The organism is Clostridium taeniosporum (assembly GCF_001735765.2).
GTDB lineage: Bacteria > Bacillota > Clostridia > Clostridiales > Clostridiaceae > Clostridium > Clostridium taeniosporum.
In genome coordinates this window covers 3,201,808-3,219,795 of the sequence record NZ_CP017253.2, presented here as the reverse complement: position 1 = coordinate 3,219,795, position 17,988 = coordinate 3,201,808, and the positions used below count along the sequence as shown (strand labels likewise).

Below are 17,988 nucleotides of genomic sequence, written 5' to 3'. Positions count from 1 at the left end.
TTAATTTACAAAATATGTAATAACAAATAAAGTTAATAAATTAAGTAAGAGACAAATTATACTTTGAATGTGGGGTTAAAATAATGAAAAAAATAATATATGCATTAGTTCTGCTAATTGGGTTGATTGGTTGTTTAATTGGCTGTTCTTCTGCTTTGGATAAAGAAATTTTAGATGGATATGTAAGTAAAGATGAACACTTTGATAAAGATGGTTTTCAAGATTATACTGATTACTGTAAATATTACTATGATGCATCTTCTGATTTGTTTTCCGAAAATGAGACTTATTCAATGGTCAAAGAGGATGATATAGAAAATATCCGCTCATATTTTACTAACTTTGCATCATGGATGGATGCTGAAGATAGAACCGAAGAATATGATTTTGATGACTCTTGTATTTCCGCAGGTGATTATATTTATATCAAAACAAAAGAAGGAGAAGCAATTGGAAATTCAAATTATGAAAAGTTTGACAATTATTCTGTATATTTCTATGACACTCAATCAGCTACATTATTTTATATTCACACTAATATTTGATTTACAACTTCAAAGTTGGCGTGATGAATAGAAATGTTATTTGAATTATTTATGTTTAATTTTTATAAAAATTTGATATAATACAGATAAGAAATGTAGATAATAAAATAGGGTGCTACTAACATCCTATAATATATAAATCTAGTTGCTTAGGCAACTGATATCACATATTTTTATGAAATAAAAATAGTAGCTTCCAATTGCGAGTAGGGGCTACTATTTTTTTAATATTTCATCTATAAGTAACACTATAAACGTTAATAGTGCTAATAAAAATAATCCACTAATAAATAGTAACATTAAAACATCATTACTCATTAAATATCACCTCCCTTCATAAAAGAGGTAAGTGATACCAGTAGGCCACCATTAACTATAAAATTGTAATTTAGAATTATACAATAATTATATAGAAATTATACACAAGAATAGAATGGAAATAATCAAATAACAACAGATACTTTAACATTAGTTGAAGATGTTAGCTTTTCAGGAGTATAAATAATTTATATATAATTATGTAAATAATATTTATGAGCCAAAACTGCTTTTATAGTTATGGTCTATTTTTACATTTGAAAAATAATGTTATTTATATAAAAATATATTATTTTATGCCGATAAATAATAGTGGAGAATGGATTTATATTATATATTTATAAGAACATACTTGTAGTTTTATTTATATTTACAAATATTGGAGGCAACATGTTAAATAAAATAAAAAGTTTAATCAATGAAATAGAAATTAATAATAAGGTTATTAATGAAAAAAGTTCTATACTATTAAATTCTAAAATAACAGAAATAATGGAGATAGTCAGTATTTCAAGAAAGCATTTAGTTTATGAAAAAATAGAGAATATAGTACGCTTTAGCCCAAATACTAAATTTAGTAATTTGACATCATTTAATAATTTATGTAAACATGCTATAAAAGTAGGTGAGTATAAGAGTGGAAGTAAAAATGTTAAATGTTATATGAATGAGAAACCTGGATTATATGAATTATGGTTATTATGGAACAATGAATTTTGCGTAACCCATGTAAACTATATAAGTGATAAAAATGTTGATGAAAGCATATATGAAAGAGAAGTTACAGATTATGGAAGATGCGCTTTTAAAATGTATGAGAATGAATTTATATGGGATATGGATGGCATAATGGAAAATATAATGAAAAATTTAGAAAAAAATTCAAATTATAAGAAAAGCATAAGAAATTTATTAGAATCTCAGTTAAAGTAATTAAGGAGAGTGCAAACTCAAATATAAAAGAATAATTTAAGCGATAAAATAAATTATATTATCTAACACCTGTAAATGATAAATTTTTAATAAAGAATTTATAAGATGGCTTACCTCAAAGAGCGTAAGTCTATATTTATATCCTAGAATAATTTAAAGAGATATCGAAATATTACCGACAAGTCATTCGGTTGTTTCTTATGTTGGAGCAAATGATGATAATAAACTTTTTGTTAGTTTTGAGATTGAAATATAAATATAAATAGCAAGAGATATGAGTAATGTTGTAGAGAAATTCAATATTAAGAGATTTAAGAAAAATTAAGAATACTAAAATAAGAAATGCTTAGTATTACTTCTAAGCATCTCTTATTTATTTTAGTGCTACCATATGTCATTATTGTCATCTAATATTTGTTGATTTAATAATAAATCTTCATAGGTACATAAGTTATTTTCTAAAGCATTTTTTCTTAATACTAAATAAAGTTCAGCGTTTGTAGCATTTTCATAAGGCATAACAAATAATGTACCTATAAATAGAGCCAATGTACCTAATAAATACCAACCAATAAATGATAAGTCTAATACAAATATATCAAATTTATGTCCTCTAGTCATTTCATTACTTAAGGCAATGGCTTTTTTAGCCCCGATATTTGGATTATCTGCAAGAATATATGGCACCATTCTGTATGCATAGGATTTTATTATACCAGGAATGATTAATAGCAGACTCCAAAGGAAAATAAAAATATCTGTTAATAACATTGTTTTTACTATGCCTATATAGTTATCGCTATCAAATCCAAATCTAAAGCATTTTTTATTATCTTTATATTGAGCAGATTGAACAAAATATCTTGTCCCACCTACTTTTAAACAATAACCAAGAAAAATACGAATAAGTGATATTATTAATAATATTATTAAAAATGTAGTTAATGTAATTAATACAAAATTTAAATCTAAAAAGATATTATTATTAGCATCTGAATCAATATAGTCACTTAAAATGTTGAAATTACTAATTATTGGATTAGAATTATTATTTCCTACTAATCCGATGATTATACTGACAAGAAATGCTTTCCAGTAAATCTTTTTTAAAACTTCTTTAGCTTTAGTTTTTAATTCTTCTCTAGACCACATATAGATCCCCCATTCAAATTATTAATTTAAGTGCTTTTTTATAAAATTTATAATATGCATATTTATAAAATATTAAAATAAGTAATTATAATAAATATATTATATGGTATTAATTATCTTATTTCAAGTTAATTGATTATATATATTTATCTTTAATGATTAATTTTACCGTATATCTATTTATAATCTATAAATAGATTATAAATGCTTATTTTTTCTCATTATTTTAAAGTTGGGTAATTTTAAGGTTAAGAATAAATTAAAACTAAAAGTTAATCTATATATTTTTGTGTTAAAAAGACTTTATAAATTTAGGAATTTTAAGGCTTTATGAGTAAGCCTAATACGAGTATCTAATAAAATAATTTTTGATATTATATGTCAAATGATATTGATTATTGACTGAAATGAATTGGGATGATATTATAATATGGTATTATTTATTCAAATAATTAATAAAATAAGGGGGATTAAAATGATACTTATTATTTCAATATTATTTTCAATGGTATTTTATTTAGCATTGAGTAAACAGATAAAGAAAAGACCTAGTTTCTTTTATGTCTTAACCATTGTATTGACAATATTTATAATCTATTATTATAGAACTAGCATGTATGAATTATATCCAAAATGGGTTACAACATATCTCACAGGACCATTTAAAAGGGGGGCTTTTTCAACCGCAACATTTATTATTGTCATGTATTTGGGGGCAGTTAAGAAGAATAATGCGATAGTCAAAAAATTATTTAGTATAAGAGGCGAGATATCAATTATGGCATGTATTTCAACTTTAGGGCATAACATAATTTACGGAATATATTATTTTCCAAAGCTATTTTTAGATCAAGCTTCATTAAGTAAGTTTCAATTAATAGCAGCATCATTGACTCTTATTATGATATCAATTATGTTACCACTTTTTATAACTTCTTTTAGATGCATAAGAAAAAAAATGAAGGCATTTACTTGGAAAAAAGTTCAAAGATTAGCATATCCATTTTTTATTATGATATATATTCATGTAATGGTATTGTATTCTACAAAGCTTGATAAGCATATGATTAATATAATAATCTATACTTTAATTTTTGGAACATATATAATTTTAAGAATAAGAAAGTATATAATTGATCAAAAGAGAAAATCAGAAATTTCTAGAGCTAAAGTTATATAACTAGCTTTAGAAAGAAAAATGTATTGATAAATTAAAATAAAGAATGTACTATTTTTATAAATCAGAGTATTAATATAGGAATAATATATTTTAAGTTAAAATATTAATGAATATAAGTTATAGGATTAAGTATATTTGTACCAAAAAATAATATGGTTAATATAAAAATGCTTAAAGATTAATATAAGTACTTCAGGTTTATAATTTATTTGAGATGTAGTGAGGTTTGTGTAAAAGAAAATCTCACTACATCTCAAAAATTTATTAAAATATATGAACTTTTTATTTTAATGGTCCTTCATTTCTAGCTTTTACTCCGATATCGGTAAAATCTGTAAATAAACCGTCTACATTAACTTCAAATAATAATTTTCTTATAAATTGATCTGCATCTTTAGCGTATTTTGGTAGGGCATCTTTACGTACTGTATAAGGATGAATTTCAAGATTATTATTATGAGAATCTTTTACAAAGTTTGAATTACAAACTAAATCACTTTCTTTTTGTTCTCCATTTTCATCTAAGATTTGATCTGTACAAGGGCCAACTCCATCAGCATATTTTGCGATATCTTTTAATCCTTTATCAGAAAGCATATATGGAACATTATCACCTTTATTATCTTCCCAATCTGAGTGACCTATTAATTGAACTAATTTACACTTAGGATTTAAAGTTTCTTTAAAGCTCTTTAAGTAAGTTGGATCAAAACATTGGATATAACATTTTGCATCTTTTTGATTATAGCCATATTTATCAAGCATATTTAAAGTAATAGATCCAATATCATGTCCATTTTGTAAGTAGAATTTAGGGAATTTTAATTCAGGATATATTCCTACATTACGACCAGTACTTTTGTTAAGACCTTGGATTAATTGGATTTCTTCTTCCAAAGTAGGCACTTCAAAATGAGAATTTTTTAAAGGAAATCTATTTTTAAAAACAGCTTTTTCTGTATCAAGGTCTATACGTTCATGTACGCTAAGATTTTTAATTTCTTTTAAAGTAAAATCAACTATATAATATCTTCCATCAGCACGTTTTCTATTAGGATAAAGTTCTGCTACATTAGTTGTTGTATCTAGATGAGTATCATGCATTACTACGGGAACGCCATCTTTTGTAATATTAACATCTGCTTCAATATAATCTGCTCCCATTGCATATGCTAAAGAATATGCTTCTAAAGTATGTTCAGGTAAATAGCCTGAAGCACCTCTATGAGCAATTATTATTTTATCAGATTGTTCAATACTTTGGCTGGCTTCTCTTGAAGTTGATATAGTTGCTGCATTACAATTTACTTGTCCACAAACAACAAGACCTAAACTTAAAACTAAGGTAGTAGCTAAAGCCACTAATTTACGTATTTTTTTCATCAATATCACTCCTAAACGTTTACATTGAATTTATAATTCTATTTTTATTAATATAATGTAGCAATTAGATTAAAAAAACGCTATTTTAACGGTAATATAATTACCGTTAAAAATAGCGTTCAAAAACTCTCTTACTAAAAATATTATTCAATTATGGTTAATATTACTATTATAATTGAATGATACTACAGATTTAAGAATCTAGCAAGTACTAATTTAATGTTTTTTTATTTCAAATTTAGACATAAAAATAATAGATATTATAATAAATTATCTGATAAAATAGATATTAAAATTATTTAGTATAATTAAATCATATTTTTACAAAGAAAGTTGAGGTTAGAATTATATATGAAAATTTTAGTGGCAGATGATGATGAGAGAATTTTAAGATTATTATATGATTTTCTTAAATTTAATAAATATGAAGTGGTTACAGTGACGGATGGAAAGCAAGCTTTGGAAAGGTATAATTCAGAAAATTTTGATCTTATTATATTAGATGTTATGATGCCTATTTATGATGGATGGATTGTTTGTAAGGAAATAAGAAAAAATTCTTTAATACCTATTATTATTCTTACTGCAAAAGATAGTGATTTGGATGAGTTGTTTGGTTTTGATATTGGAGCTGATGATTATATTTCTAAACCTTTTAATATACAATTATTATTAGCACGAATTAAAAGACTTCTAAAAAATAATAATATAAAAGAAAACGATAATATTCTAAAATTCAAAGGTATAGAGGTAGATAAAGATAAACATTTAGTAAAGTTAGATAAGAAATTTATAAATCTTAGTCCAAAAGAATATGAATTACTTATTTATTTTTTAAACAATGTCAATAAAGTAATAGATAGAGATACACTTCTTAGAGTTATATGGAAAGATGAATATTTTGGAGATACAAGAACAGTAGATACGCATATTAATCGTTTAAGAAATAAATTAGAACATTATGCTATTAATTTAAAAACCATAAGAGGTTTTGGATATAAATTAGGTGAAGAGTAATGAAATCAATAAAACTAAAATTGTTCTTTGGAATAATATTAATTTTAAATATTTTTATCATAGGAATAATTATTTATGGAACTATATTTAAAGTATATTTTGAAAAAGAAAAATTAAAAGAAATGGAAACAATAATATTACAAATAGAATCTACCATAAATACAAATTATAATGAAGATTTAAGAAAAATAGTAGATGAATTAGCAGATAAGTATAATGTTCAAATAGATATAAAAGATGAAATTTCAGAAAGAACTATATATGCTACACATGAAGGAAAAAATAATTGGGTATTTGGAAAAAATAAATTTAAAAATATAAAAGATATGGGAACATTTAATGAAATAGACAGATTAATTCTTTATGATAAATCTACTGGTGTAAATTTTTTAACAGCAATGAAGGATGTTAATAATAACTTAAACAGAATAATTGTAAAAACACCAATAAATATTATAGATGAAGCAAAGTCTAAGTCTATAAATCTTTTAATAATGATATTTAGTCCTATTGTATTTTTAATTATTATTTTAACGTTAATATTTTCTAATAAATTTACAAAGCCAATTATAGAGATTACTAAGAAAACTATGAAAATTAAAGAACTAGATTTTAGTGATGACATTAATGTAAAAGGCAAAGATGAAGTAGCAGTATTAAGCAATAGTGTAAATAGTCTTTCTTATAAAATTGAAAATACTTTAAATGAGTTGAATTATAAAAATTTAAAACTTGAAAGTATGATAAAAAAAGAAAAAGAAAATCAAAATTTAAGAAAAGAATTTGTTTCATCTGTATCTCATGAGTTAAAGAGTCCAATTACAGTAATTTTAGGTTATACGCAAGCCCTTTCAGGTGGGATTGTATGTTCAAATAATGATAAAGAATATTATATAGGAGTTATTAATGATGAGGCAGAAAGAATGCAAGTAATAGTAAATGATATTTTAGATTTGTATAAGTTAGAATCTAATACATTTAGATTAGAAATCAAAGAAGTAAATTTAGCTGATTTAGTTAGAAAAATAGTAAAAAAGAATTCATTACAATTTAAAAAAAAAGATATTAATTTAATCTGTAAATTTGAAAATGCATTAGTAATTGCAGATGAAATTAGATTAGAACAAGCAATTCAAAATTATATTAATAATGCTTTAAGTCATGTAGATAAAGAAAATATTATCGAAATAATTGTTTTATCTTCTGGAATAATTAAGGTATTTAATAGTGGAAAAAATATTGAAGATAAATATATAGAAAAAATATGGGATGGATTTGTTAGAGTTGATAAAGTTAGAAATTACAAAGAAAAAAGAGTTGGTCTTGGATTAACTATAGTGAGAGAAATAGTTAGGCTTCATAAAGGTCAGTATGGAGTAAAGAATAAAGATCGTGGAGTTGAATTTTGGATTAAAATTCCTTTAATACAGTAAATTTATTATAAATGTTAAACAAGTATTATATTATTGTGACATAGATGTTACATTAACCAGTTAATATAAATGTATCAGATAAATTATATAAAAAAACTGAACAATTATTAATTGGAGGGATTAAGATGAAAAAATCAATATTAACTTTAGCATTAGTAGGTATATTAACAGTAAGTGGAAGTGTATTAGCATTTGCTGATGAAATGTCTACATCTAAATCTAATAAAACAGCAGGAGTTCAAGCTTTAATAGATAATGGGTTATCATTTGAAGATGCAAAAAATGAAATGTTGAATATTAAGTTTGAAAGAGTAGATAAGGCAGTAGAGAATGGAAATATTACAGCAGAAAGAGGAGAAGAAATTAAGGAGGAAATGAGAACAAGATCAGAATCTTGCACAACTCCAGGTGAAAACAAAATAAATAAATCAGGGTATGGACTAAATAAGGCTTCAAACAATTCAGGTAAATTTAAATTTGGTAATGGGAATGGAAAAGGAAATGGAATGGGAATGAAGAATGGTTCATGTTTAAATAACCAATAAAATTAAAAATTTAATACTCTTAATAAATAACTGTAGTTAAAAATTCTTTATCTAAGATAGCTACAGTTATTTTTTGTTTTATATTAATATTACTAAAAATATATAATTAGAATTTATAAAAATAAGTTTTATAAATTTTTCAAAACTATATTATAGGTTTATTAATAAATAAAGACAAGGTAAATACTTTACATAAAATATTAAATCCATGTTAAATTTTTAAAATTTTGTCCAAACTAGTTTAAAAAATTACCATAAAAGGAATATAATTATTTAGGGGATAGGATGTAAGATTTTTTATATTAGTCTAGGAGATGAAATAATGTTTAATAATTGTAAAGAGGATAAGTTTTATCAGATGTTATTAAAATCGGCTGAAATCGTTAATAAGTCTGCCGTTGAATTAAAAAATAGTTTGGAGTGTTTAGAAAAAAAAGAATTACAAGTAAAAAAGACATCAGAATTAGAGAATATTGGGGATGAATTAGTTCGCACTTTAATTAAGGAGTTAAACGATGCATTTATAACACCTATAGATAGAGAAGATATATATGAAATCATAAAAGAAATGGATAATATTTTAGACTTAATTAACTCATTAGCTCATAGGTTTATAATGTTTGAAATAACAGAAAGCACAGAAGAATTAAAAGAATTATGCAATATGTTAGTACAAGCTACTCAAGAACTTGTAATATTAATGAGTGAATTAAAATTACATGGTTGCAAATCAAAAGATATAAATAAAAAAATAATAAATATAAGTAAAATTGAAAGTGAATCAGATAAAATATTTAGAAAAACAGTACAACAACTACTTAAGTACGAAGAGAATCCAATTATAATTATGAAATGGAAAGAGATATACCAAATTCTTGAGGATACAGTAGATAATTGTGAAAAAGTAGCAAACATAGTAGAAAGAGTTGTAATTAAAAATGTATAGTTCATTAATTATAACAGTATTAATAATAATTTTTGCATTAACATTTGATTTTATAAATGGGTTTCATGATACAGCTACAGCAGTTGCAACTTCAATAACCACAAGAGCACTTACTCCAAAGAAAGCTATAATAATATGTTGTGTATGTAATTTTTTTGGTGCTTTTATGGGAACATCTGTTGCAAAAACTGTTGGAGATAATATAGTAAGTCATGCATCTATACCTCAATGGGTAATAATGTGTGTATTAATTTCATCTATAATTTGGAACCTAATAACATGGTATTTTGGAATTCCTAGTAGTTCATCCCATGCATTAATAGGAGCTCTTATTGGAGCAGGAATTGCATACACTAGCACTATTAATGTGGTTAATTGGTATAATCTTTTTCATAGTGTAGTTTTATGGTTATTTATTTCACCATTAATAGGGTTTATAGTTGGATATATATTAATGGTAATATTAAATTTTGTATTAAAATCTTATAAAAGAACAATTGTAAATAAGATATTTTTTAAATTACAAGTATTGGCAGGAGCATTTATGGCATTAAATCATGGTGGAAATGATGCTCAAAAATCTATGGGAATAATAACTATGGCATTACTAAGTGGTGGGTTAATAGGTAACTTTGAAGTACCAATATGGGTAATTTTTCTTTGTGCATTATCAATGGCTCTTGGAACTTCTATAGGTGGTAAAAAAATAATTAAAACCATGGGAAGTGGAATGGCTAAATTAACTCCTGTAAATGGATTTGCAGCTCAAACTGGTGCTGCATGTGTAATATTAACAGCGACATTATTTCGTGCACCAGTAAGTACAACACATATAATAACAACAACTATAATGGGAGTTGGAGCATCTAAAAGATTTAAAAATGTAAAATGGGGAGTAGCAAAACAAATAGTCTGGGCATGGGTTTTAACAATTCCTATAACAGCAATATTTTCAGGAATAATTATATTAATAATTAAATTATTTATATAGCAATAAATACATAATATGCGAAATAAAAATATTTTTATAGTTGCTTATAAAAAAGTGCCAATTTTTATGAAATGGCACTTTTTTATTTGTTTTAACAGGTTTTATTCTATACCAATATATTGCAGATTCAGTGTTAAGTAAAAATAAATATAGTAATTTAATAAAGAAAGCAAATTTAGAAACTTTTAATAATTTAAAGGTTACTTCACTAAATCTAATATATGAAATTAATTTATTATTAGAATAATATTGTTTTTAAACATTTTTTGTATGGTAAAATTATATAAAAATTAGTGGAAAATTTAATTTATATTTTGAATTAGAGGTTATATTATGGAGAAAAATCAACTTAAGGAAATTAAAAAACATGGAACTGTAAATTTCCCATGTGCATTTTATTGTACAGAGAGTGATTCAAAAGATTTGATTGTAAAACATCACTGGCATGATCAGTTAGAATTAATTTACATGAGACAAGGAATATTTCATATAGAAATTGATATGGACAAATATATTGTAAATGAGGAATGTATTTGTTTTATAAATAGTGAAGAACTTCATTTTGTTAAATCCAATCATCCGTGTAAAGAAAGTGCTATTGTATTTGACTTAAAAATGCTTAGTTTTGAAATGTTTGATTCTATACAAGGCTCATTAATACAACCATTATTAAATGGTGAACTAAAAATGCCACATTTTATTTTTAAAAAAGAAAAGTATGGAGAAGAAATTTTAAAAGAGTATTATGAAATTCTAGAATCATATAAAATAGGTGGTCAAATATCACAAAAGCCAGAGGGGAATATTACAGAAAATCTATCTTCACAAATAAAAATAAAGGCTTCTTTATTAAAAATTTTAGCTCTATTGTATGAAAATAATTTACTTATAAAGAATAGTGATAAGAATAAAGATTATAGGATAGAGTATATTAAAACAGCTATTTCTTACATTCAAAATAATTACTCTGAAAAGATACATATAAAGGATTTAGCTAAGCAAATCAATATGAATGAACAGTATTTCTGTCGTTTCTTTAAAAAGATGATTGGTAAAACTCCTATGGAATATGTTAATGAATATAGAATAAAGAAAACTAAGGAATTACTTAAAGAAACTAATAGGCAAGTAATGGATATATGTTTAGAATGTGGATTTCATAATATGGGTAATTTTATTAAGGTATTTAAAAAGTATACAGGAAAAAGTCCTATGAAATATAGAAAAGAATTTGATAATAAAAAGTCATAAAAACGTAACTTTAAATCATTAATACGTAAGAAAACCTAATAATAAGACTGTATTATATAATCATAGTAAAGAAAAGCGAGTTTTATGAGGAGGTGAATTTTAGTAAGAAGTAGTTAAATTTTCATATGATTTAAAAATTCTTACTAAATATAATTATGATAAAAAAATGGTGGCATGATAAAGTGGCATATCAAATATATCCTAAAAGTTTTAATGATTCTAATGGAGATGGAATAGGTGATTTAAGGGGGATTATTAATAAACTTGATTATTTAAAAGAATTGGGAATAGATATAATTTGGATTTCTCCAGTTTATTGTTCTCCAATGGTAGATCAAGGATATGATATTTCTGATTATTATAATATAGATCCTAGATTTGGAACAATGGAGGATATGGATGAGTTATTAAAGGAAGCTAAATCTAGAAATATGCATATATTAATGGATTTAGTAGTTAATCATTGTTCAGATCAACATGAATGGTTTAAAAAAGCAATAGCAGATCCAGATGGTGAATATGCAGATTATTTTTATTTTAGAGAAGGAAAAGATGGTAATCCACCATGTAATTGGCGTTCATATTTTGGTGGAAGTGTATGGGAAAAGATACCTAACAGTGATAAATATTATTTGCATCTATTTGCAAAAGAGCAACCAGATTTGAATTGGGAAAATCCTAAATTAAAAAGAAAATTATATGATATGATTAATTGGTGGCTTGAAAAAGGATTATCAGGATTTAGAATTGATGCAATTATTAATATAAAGAAAGACTTAAGATTTAAAGATTTCCCAGCTGATAGAGAAGATGGTCTTTGCAGTCTTTATAATATGTTAAATGCAGCTGAAGGTGTTGGCGATATGCTTAATGAATTAAAAAGAGAAACTTTTGATAAGTTTGATGCCTTTACTGTTGGAGAAGTATTTAATGAAAAAGAAGGCGAGCTTTATAAATTTATAGGAAAAGATGGTTATTTTTCTTCTATGTTTGATTTTAGTATGAATATATTAGGCGAAAATGAAAAAGGATGGTATGGTTATACGGATTTTACTCCAAATGAATTAAGAAAAGTAATTTTTGATAGTCAAATAAAAGCTTCTAAGATAGGGTTTAAAGCTAATATTATTGAAAATCATGATGAACCAAGAGGAGTAAGCAGATATATTCCTGTTGAAGATTGTAATGATTATAGCAAAAAGATGTTAGCTGCTATATCACTTATGCTAAGAGGAATTCCTTTTATTTATCAAGGACAAGAAATTGGAATGACAAATAATAAATTTAATTCAATAGAAGAAATTGATGATATATCAACAATAGACCAATATAATGTGGCAATTAATCATGGATTTAGAGAAGAAGAAGCATTTGAAATTATAAATAAATATAGTAGAGATAATGCTAGAACACCATTTCATTGGAATGATAGCAAAAATGCAGGATTTACAGATGGAGAACCGTGGCTTAAAGTTAATGAAAACTATAAGTTAATCAATGCAGAATCACAAATTAATGATGAAAATTCTGTATTTACATTTTACAAAAAACTTATAAATTTAAGAAAATCTGATGAGTTTAAAGATGCAATAATATATGGTGAATTTAAACCAATATTAGAAGAGTATGATAATATATTTGCTTTTTATAGAAAAGGAGAAGATAAAAATATAATGATAATAGCTAATTATCAAAGGGATGAACAGGAAATTGAAATGCCAAGTTACAAGAATGTATTAATTAATAATTATGAAACAGTAAATGCTGAAGAAAATAAACTAAAATTACAAGGATATCAAGTATTAATTTTAGAAATTTAAATTTCATAATATTATTTTTAAAATAAGTAGTTGTTACAAAACTAACTTTTAAGTTAATTTTGTAACAGCTATTTTTAATTAGGGAAAATAAATATTTATAAAGAATTTACATTAACAATTTAAATTATTAATTAAATTTATTAACTTATAATTATACGTAATATTTTATCTGAAATTTAAAGAGTAATATTTATTAAGAATATTATTAGTTAAGAAAAAGTAATTTCAACATTAGGGAAAAATTTCCTAGGAAATTATAAATGTAAAGTATAGAAAAAGTACACATCATATTAATAAAATATAAAAGATATTAACGTAAAACGTTTCGCTAGTGTACTATGAATACAGGTTAAAACCTAAATATATTATAAAAGTTGCCACAATTAGTGAAGTAAATTGGTATAGAAGAAATATATGAAACCGAATACAATAAATATATAAGGTAGCTTAAGGAGGGAAAAGTTGATTACACTTAACAAGAGACAGAAGGATATAATTAATTTTTTAGAATTAAAAGATGAATATGTAACGATTGATTGTATTGCTAAGTTTTTTGAAGTTAGTTCTAGGACAATTAGAAATGATTTAGACTCTATAGAAGAATTGATAAAAGAGTTTAATATAATTCTTGAAAGAAAACCACGAGTGGGAATTAAGTTATTCCTTAAAAATGATCAAAATATTCAAGAAATAATAAATGAACAATATTATAAAGTCTATTCTTCTGATGACAGAATAACAATGATTATATTGCTTTTAATAATAAAAGGAAAAGTAACAATTGAAGAATTAGCAAAAGATGTTGATGTTAGTAAGAATACATTAGTTCAAGATTTTAAGTTAGTAACTGCTAAATTAAAAGAGTATGATATAAAAGTTTCAAAGAAAACTTATTATGGAATAACTATAAATGAAAATGAAGAAAAAATAAGAAATGTTTTCTTCAGTATATATAGCAAGTTGAATGAGGAACTAAAACATGATGTTAAAGAAATACTAACAAATCAAACTAATTTAAAATATTCTGTTATAAAAGAAAAAATAGAGAAAATAGAAAAATGCATAGATACAATATACTCTGAAGAATCAATAGAAGAATTAGAAATTATAACTTTATTATCAATAAGTAGATGTAATAATAACTTCAAAATTAAATATTCTGGGAGGGAAAAAAATGATCTAATTAAAAGAAGAGAATTTAATGTTTTAAAAGCAATCTTAGAATTAGAAGATTTAGAAATATGTTATTTATTAAAGATATCTGATGGATCTAGAAGAGCTGTTGGAGGAGAAGTAAATAACATAACAAAAGAAATATTAGATGAACTCTGCAAAGTACTTAATATAGATTGTAGTAATGATCTAGAATTTACAAGCCAAATAGCAATGCATTTAAAAGTGGCTATTCATAGAATAAAAAATAATTTAGTCATAGAAAATCCTATGTTAGAAGAAATAAAATATAAGATGTCTTTTATATATCAAATAACAGAAAATATTTTATCAAGTAAAGAAGACATTATAGGTGTAAAATTTCCAGAAGAAGAAATAGCGTATATGGCAATGTACTTTGATGCTATCTTTGAAAGAAGTATAAAATCTAAATTTACATATAAAATCTTACTAGTATGTAATGGAGGATTAGCAACATCAAGTCTTTTAAAAGTAAGAATAGGGGCTATGATTCCCGAATTAGTAATAAAAAATGTGTGTAGATTAAAAGATCTTGATAAAGAACTTGAAAGTACAGATATAGATTTTATAGTAAGCACTATCCCAGTAAAAGCAGATAAATACAAAGTTATAAAAGTTAACCCATTATTAGACAATAGCGATGTAGAGAAAATTAAAACTGAGATTTATAATAAACGTTATGAAAAAAATTGTGAATATTTAATAGATTTAGTTAAAGGTGATAATGAAAGTGAAATAACTAAATTATTACCTGAGAGAGTTACTCAATTAGATGCGGATATTACTGACTGGAAAGAAGCTATAGAAGTAGCAACAAAACCATTAGTAGATGAAAACAAGATAACTAAGTATTATTCAAAGGAGATAATAAAAGTTATAGAAAATCTAGGAAATTACATGGTATTTATACCTAAAGTAGCATTTGTTCATGCTACACCAGATAATGTTTTAGAAAATTCTATGGCCTTATTAACTCTTAAGTCAGAAATACAATTTGGCAGTAAAAACAAAGTTCCAGTTAAGGCAATGGTTGTATTAGCAAATAAGACTGAGAATATGAATTTAGTAAACTTATTAGAAATAATTACAAAAGATAATAATATAGATAAATTTAAAAATGCAATAAATTATGATGAAATAAAAAGTATAACTTAGGAGAGGTAACATAAATGCTAGTAAAAGTTGTTGACAGAGTAGAGGATTATAAAGAAGCGATAAAGATTTCTTGTGACATATTAGAGGAAAATGGAATAGTTGAAAAGAGATATTATGATTCTATATTAAAAAAGATAGAAGAGCTTGGTCCATATTTCTGTATAGCTGACAGAGTAGCAATGCCACATGCAAGACCAGAAGATGGAACTTTAAAAGAGGGTGTTAGTATTGTAAAACTTAATAATTCAGTAGATTTTTTAGGAAAAGAAATAAATGTGTTTTTTACACTTTCTGCAAAAGATAATGAATCACACTTAGATTTACTAAGAAAAATTGCAGAAGTTTGTATGAATAAAGAAAAATTAGATGTAATAATAAATTCAAAATGTGAAAAGGAAATTAAGGAGGTAATTTAGTTATGAAAAAGATTATGGCAGTTTGTGGATCAGGTTTAGGATCAAGTTTTATGGTGGAAATGAATATTACCGATATATTAAGAGAATTAGGAGCAGATGATCAATATGAAGCAGGCCACACATCTTTAGCTGATGTAACAGCATCTGATGCAGACATATTTGTAACAGGAGCAGATTTAGCAGATAGTGCACGTCATTTACCAGAACTTATAGTTTTAGATTCTTTATTGGATAGAGATGAATTAAAAGCAAAAATTCAAGAAAAAATAGGTCTTTAAAACAAGTAAAGTGGTAATTAATCTGCCACTTTACTAAAATAAAATATTTAATAAGCTTAGGAGGAATTACAATGGGGGGTATTTTAAAAGTTGTTGTAGATTTTTTGTCAGAACCATCAGTATTAATAGGTCTTATAGTTTTAATTGGATTAATACTTCAAAAGAAACCTGCTGATGCTATAGTAAAAGCTACATTAAAAGCAATGGTTGGATTTGTAGTTATAGCAGCATCAGCAGGAGTAATTGTTGGATCATTACAACCATTTGGTGTTATGTTTGAAGCAGGATTTAATATATCAGGAGTTATACCTAATAATGAAGCTGTAGTTGCAATGGCTATGGACAAGTTTGGAACAAATACAGCGTTAATTATGACATTTGGTATGTTAGTAAATATACTAATAGCAAGATTTACTAAATATAAATACATATTCTTAACTGGTCATCACACATTATTTATGGCATGTATGATAGCAGTTATATTAGGTTCAGCTGGAATGAGTGGAGCTCATTTAATTTTTACAGGTTCACTAGCATTAGGTCTTATAATGATCTTGTCACCAGCAATATTACAACCATTTATGAAGAAAATTACAGGCAATGATTCTGTTGCATTAGGTCACTTCTCAGGGACTGGTTATGCTATATCAGCTATAATTGGTAAAGTAGTAGGAAAAGGATCAAAATCAACAGAAGAAATGAAAGTTCCCAAATCTTTAAGTTTTTTAAGAGATTCAGTAGTTTCAATATCACTTACAATGTTAGTATTATATGTTGCAGTTGCTATAGCAGCAGGGCCAGAATTTGTAGAAACTGAGTTATCAGGTGGAAAGAACTTTATAGTTTATTCAATGATTCAAGCATTAACTTTTGCAGCTGGATTTATATTAATACAAAATGGTGTTAGATTGGTACTTAATGAAATAGTTCCTGCATTTAAAGGAATTTCAACTAAATTGGTTCCTAATTCAAAACCAGCACTAGATTGTCCTATAGTATTTCCATATGCACCAAATGCTGTATTAATAGGATTCATATTCTCTTTCCTAGGTGGAATAGTTTCAATGTTTGTATTAGGAATATTAGGATTAGTAATAATAATTCCAGGTGTTGTACCTCATTTTTTCACAGGAGCTACAGCAGCAGTATTTGGTAATGCAACAGGTGGTAGAAGAGGAGCTATGATAGGTTCATTTGTAAATGGAGTTATAATATCATTTTTACCAGTAGGGTTATTACCTGTATTAGGTAATTTGGGTTTTGCTAATTCAACATTTTCAGATGGTGACTTCGGAATAGCTGGTATATTCCTTGGAAAAGTTCAAGAGTTTATTGGAGGAGTAGGATTAACAGCAACATTATTAGGGATAGTTGTTATAATGATAGGTTTAACTGTAGTAAGTAATAAAAAACAAGTACAAAAATAATAAA

General features: G+C 25.1%; 17 protein-coding genes. 14 read left to right on the top strand and 3 right to left on the bottom strand.

Annotated elements, in window-relative coordinates; genetic code table 11:
* The first annotated feature begins 122 nt into the window (after positions 1 to 122).
* Entirely contained in the window at positions 123 to 545 is a 423-nt protein-coding gene (locus tag BGI42_RS14485; RefSeq protein ID WP_125461022.1) for a hypothetical protein, read from the top strand.
* Positions 546 to 761: 216 nt separating this feature from the next.
* On the opposite strand, the gene BGI42_RS14480 is transcribed toward BGI42_RS14485, so the two are convergent.
* Positions 762 to 863: a putative holin-like toxin gene (locus tag BGI42_RS14480; RefSeq protein ID WP_069680956.1), complete on the bottom strand. Its 102-nt coding sequence runs from the start codon at positions 861 to 863 to the stop codon at positions 762 to 764.
* Positions 864 to 1,253: 390 nt separating this feature from the next.
* On the opposite strand from BGI42_RS14480, the gene BGI42_RS14475 reads away from it, so the two are divergent.
* A complete protein-coding gene (locus tag BGI42_RS14475) occupies positions 1,254 to 1,796 on the top strand; it encodes a hypothetical protein (protein WP_069680955.1) in 543 nt (180 codons plus the stop codon).
* A gap of 384 nt (positions 1,797 to 2,180) precedes the next feature.
* On the opposite strand, the gene BGI42_RS14470 is transcribed toward BGI42_RS14475, so the two are convergent.
* Positions 2,181 to 2,948 (bottom strand): DUF975 family protein, encoded by a 768-nt coding sequence (locus tag BGI42_RS14470; protein WP_069680954.1) that lies wholly within the window; start codon positions 2,946 to 2,948, stop codon positions 2,181 to 2,183.
* Between the two features lie 475 nt (positions 2,949 to 3,423).
* Here BGI42_RS14470 and BGI42_RS14465 point away from each other — a divergent pair, with 475 nt between their 5' ends.
* Positions 3,424 to 4,128, top strand: coding sequence for a ferric reductase-like transmembrane domain-containing protein (locus BGI42_RS14465; protein WP_069680953.1), 705 nt, complete (start codon positions 3,424 to 3,426; stop codon positions 4,126 to 4,128).
* A gap of 282 nt (positions 4,129 to 4,410) precedes the next feature.
* On the opposite strand, the gene glpQ is transcribed toward BGI42_RS14465, so the two are convergent.
* The gene (glpQ, locus tag BGI42_RS14460) at positions 4,411 to 5,511 is read right to left on the bottom strand and encodes a glycerophosphodiester phosphodiesterase (protein ID WP_069680952.1); all 1,101 of its coding nucleotides are present in this window, start codon (positions 5,509 to 5,511) and stop codon (positions 4,411 to 4,413) included.
* Positions 5,512 to 5,862: 351 nt separating this feature from the next.
* Here glpQ and BGI42_RS14455 point away from each other — a divergent pair, with 351 nt between their 5' ends.
* The 11 genes from BGI42_RS14455 to BGI42_RS14405 all read left to right on the top strand — a co-directional run bounded on the left by BGI42_RS14455 (position 5,863) and on the right by BGI42_RS14405 (position 17,984).
* Entirely contained in the window at positions 5,863 to 6,528 is a 666-nt protein-coding gene (locus tag BGI42_RS14455) for a response regulator transcription factor (protein WP_069680951.1), read from the top strand.
* The gene (locus BGI42_RS14450) at positions 6,528 to 7,961 is read left to right on the top strand and encodes a sensor histidine kinase (protein WP_069680950.1); all 1,434 of its coding nucleotides are present in this window, start codon (positions 6,528 to 6,530) and stop codon (positions 7,959 to 7,961) included. Before BGI42_RS14455 ends, BGI42_RS14450 begins: the two co-directional genes overlap by 1 nt.
* A gap of 125 nt (positions 7,962 to 8,086) precedes the next feature.
* Positions 8,087 to 8,506, top strand: coding sequence for a DUF2680 domain-containing protein (locus BGI42_RS14445; protein ID WP_069680949.1), 420 nt, complete (start codon positions 8,087 to 8,089; stop codon positions 8,504 to 8,506).
* A 322-nt stretch (positions 8,507 to 8,828) separates the two neighbouring features.
* Positions 8,829 to 9,452: a DUF47 domain-containing protein gene (locus tag BGI42_RS14440; protein ID WP_069680948.1), complete on the top strand. Its 624-nt coding sequence runs from the start codon at positions 8,829 to 8,831 to the stop codon at positions 9,450 to 9,452.
* Entirely contained in the window at positions 9,445 to 10,443 is a 999-nt protein-coding gene (locus BGI42_RS14435) for an inorganic phosphate transporter (protein WP_069680947.1), read from the top strand. The genes BGI42_RS14440 and BGI42_RS14435 overlap by 8 nt, the downstream gene beginning before the upstream one ends.
* A 333-nt stretch (positions 10,444 to 10,776) precedes the next feature.
* Positions 10,777 to 11,694 carry an AraC family transcriptional regulator gene (locus BGI42_RS14430; protein WP_069680946.1) on the top strand — a complete coding sequence of 306 codons (918 nt, stop codon included), beginning with the start codon at positions 10,777 to 10,779 and terminating at the stop codon, positions 11,692 to 11,694.
* A 155-nt stretch (positions 11,695 to 11,849) separates the two neighbouring features.
* Positions 11,850 to 13,514 carry an alpha-glucosidase gene (locus BGI42_RS14425; protein WP_069680945.1) on the top strand — a complete coding sequence of 555 codons (1,665 nt, stop codon included), beginning with the start codon at positions 11,850 to 11,852 and terminating at the stop codon, positions 13,512 to 13,514.
* A 462-nt stretch (positions 13,515 to 13,976) separates the two neighbouring features.
* Positions 13,977 to 15,863, top strand: coding sequence for a BglG family transcription antiterminator (locus BGI42_RS14420; protein WP_069680944.1), 1,887 nt, complete (start codon positions 13,977 to 13,979; stop codon positions 15,861 to 15,863).
* Positions 15,864 to 15,877: 14 nt separating this feature from the next.
* Positions 15,878 to 16,279, top strand: coding sequence for a PTS sugar transporter subunit IIA (locus tag BGI42_RS14415; protein ID WP_069680943.1), 402 nt, complete (start codon positions 15,878 to 15,880; stop codon positions 16,277 to 16,279).
* 2 nt (positions 16,280 to 16,281) lie between these two features.
* On the top strand, positions 16,282 to 16,557 hold the full coding sequence (locus BGI42_RS14410; RefSeq protein ID WP_069680942.1) for a PTS sugar transporter subunit IIB: 276 nt from the start codon (positions 16,282 to 16,284) through the stop codon (positions 16,555 to 16,557).
* Positions 16,558 to 16,628: 71 nt separating this feature from the next.
* Positions 16,629 to 17,984 carry a PTS ascorbate transporter subunit IIC gene (locus tag BGI42_RS14405; RefSeq protein ID WP_069680941.1) on the top strand — a complete coding sequence of 452 codons (1,356 nt, stop codon included), beginning with the start codon at positions 16,629 to 16,631 and terminating at the stop codon, positions 17,982 to 17,984.
* Positions 17,985 to 17,988: the final 4 nt, after the last annotated feature.

Coding starts and splice junctions, on each gene's coding strand:
- BGI42_RS14440 (WP_069680948.1), top strand. CDS start 8,829: ATGTTTAATAATTGTAAAGAGGATAAGTTTTATCAGATGTTATTAAAA.
- BGI42_RS14430 (WP_069680946.1), top strand. CDS start 10,777: ATGGAGAAAAATCAACTTAAGGAAATTAAAAAACATGGAACTGTAAAT.
- BGI42_RS14415 (WP_069680943.1), top strand. CDS start 15,878: ATGCTAGTAAAAGTTGTTGACAGAGTAGAGGATTATAAAGAAGCGATA.
- glpQ (WP_069680952.1), bottom strand. CDS start 5,511: ATGAAAAAAATACGTAAATTAGTGGCTTTAGCTACTACCTTAGTTTTA.
- BGI42_RS14435 (WP_069680947.1), top strand. CDS start 9,445: ATGTATAGTTCATTAATTATAACAGTATTAATAATAATTTTTGCATTA.
- BGI42_RS14480 (WP_069680956.1), bottom strand. CDS start 863: ATGAGTAATGATGTTTTAATGTTACTATTTATTAGTGGATTATTTTTA.
- BGI42_RS14465 (WP_069680953.1), top strand. CDS start 3,424: ATGATACTTATTATTTCAATATTATTTTCAATGGTATTTTATTTAGCA.
- BGI42_RS14445 (WP_069680949.1), top strand. CDS start 8,087: ATGAAAAAATCAATATTAACTTTAGCATTAGTAGGTATATTAACAGTA.
- BGI42_RS14455 (WP_069680951.1), top strand. CDS start 5,863: ATGAAAATTTTAGTGGCAGATGATGATGAGAGAATTTTAAGATTATTA.
- BGI42_RS14450 (WP_069680950.1), top strand. CDS start 6,528: ATGAAATCAATAAAACTAAAATTGTTCTTTGGAATAATATTAATTTTA.
- BGI42_RS14425 (WP_069680945.1), top strand. CDS start 11,850: ATGATAAAAAAATGGTGGCATGATAAAGTGGCATATCAAATATATCCT.
- BGI42_RS14470 (WP_069680954.1), bottom strand. CDS start 2,948: ATGTGGTCTAGAGAAGAATTAAAAACTAAAGCTAAAGAAGTTTTAAAA.
- BGI42_RS14405 (WP_069680941.1), top strand. CDS start 16,629: ATGGGGGGTATTTTAAAAGTTGTTGTAGATTTTTTGTCAGAACCATCA.
- BGI42_RS14410 (WP_069680942.1), top strand. CDS start 16,282: ATGAAAAAGATTATGGCAGTTTGTGGATCAGGTTTAGGATCAAGTTTT.
- BGI42_RS14475 (WP_069680955.1), top strand. CDS start 1,254: ATGTTAAATAAAATAAAAAGTTTAATCAATGAAATAGAAATTAATAAT.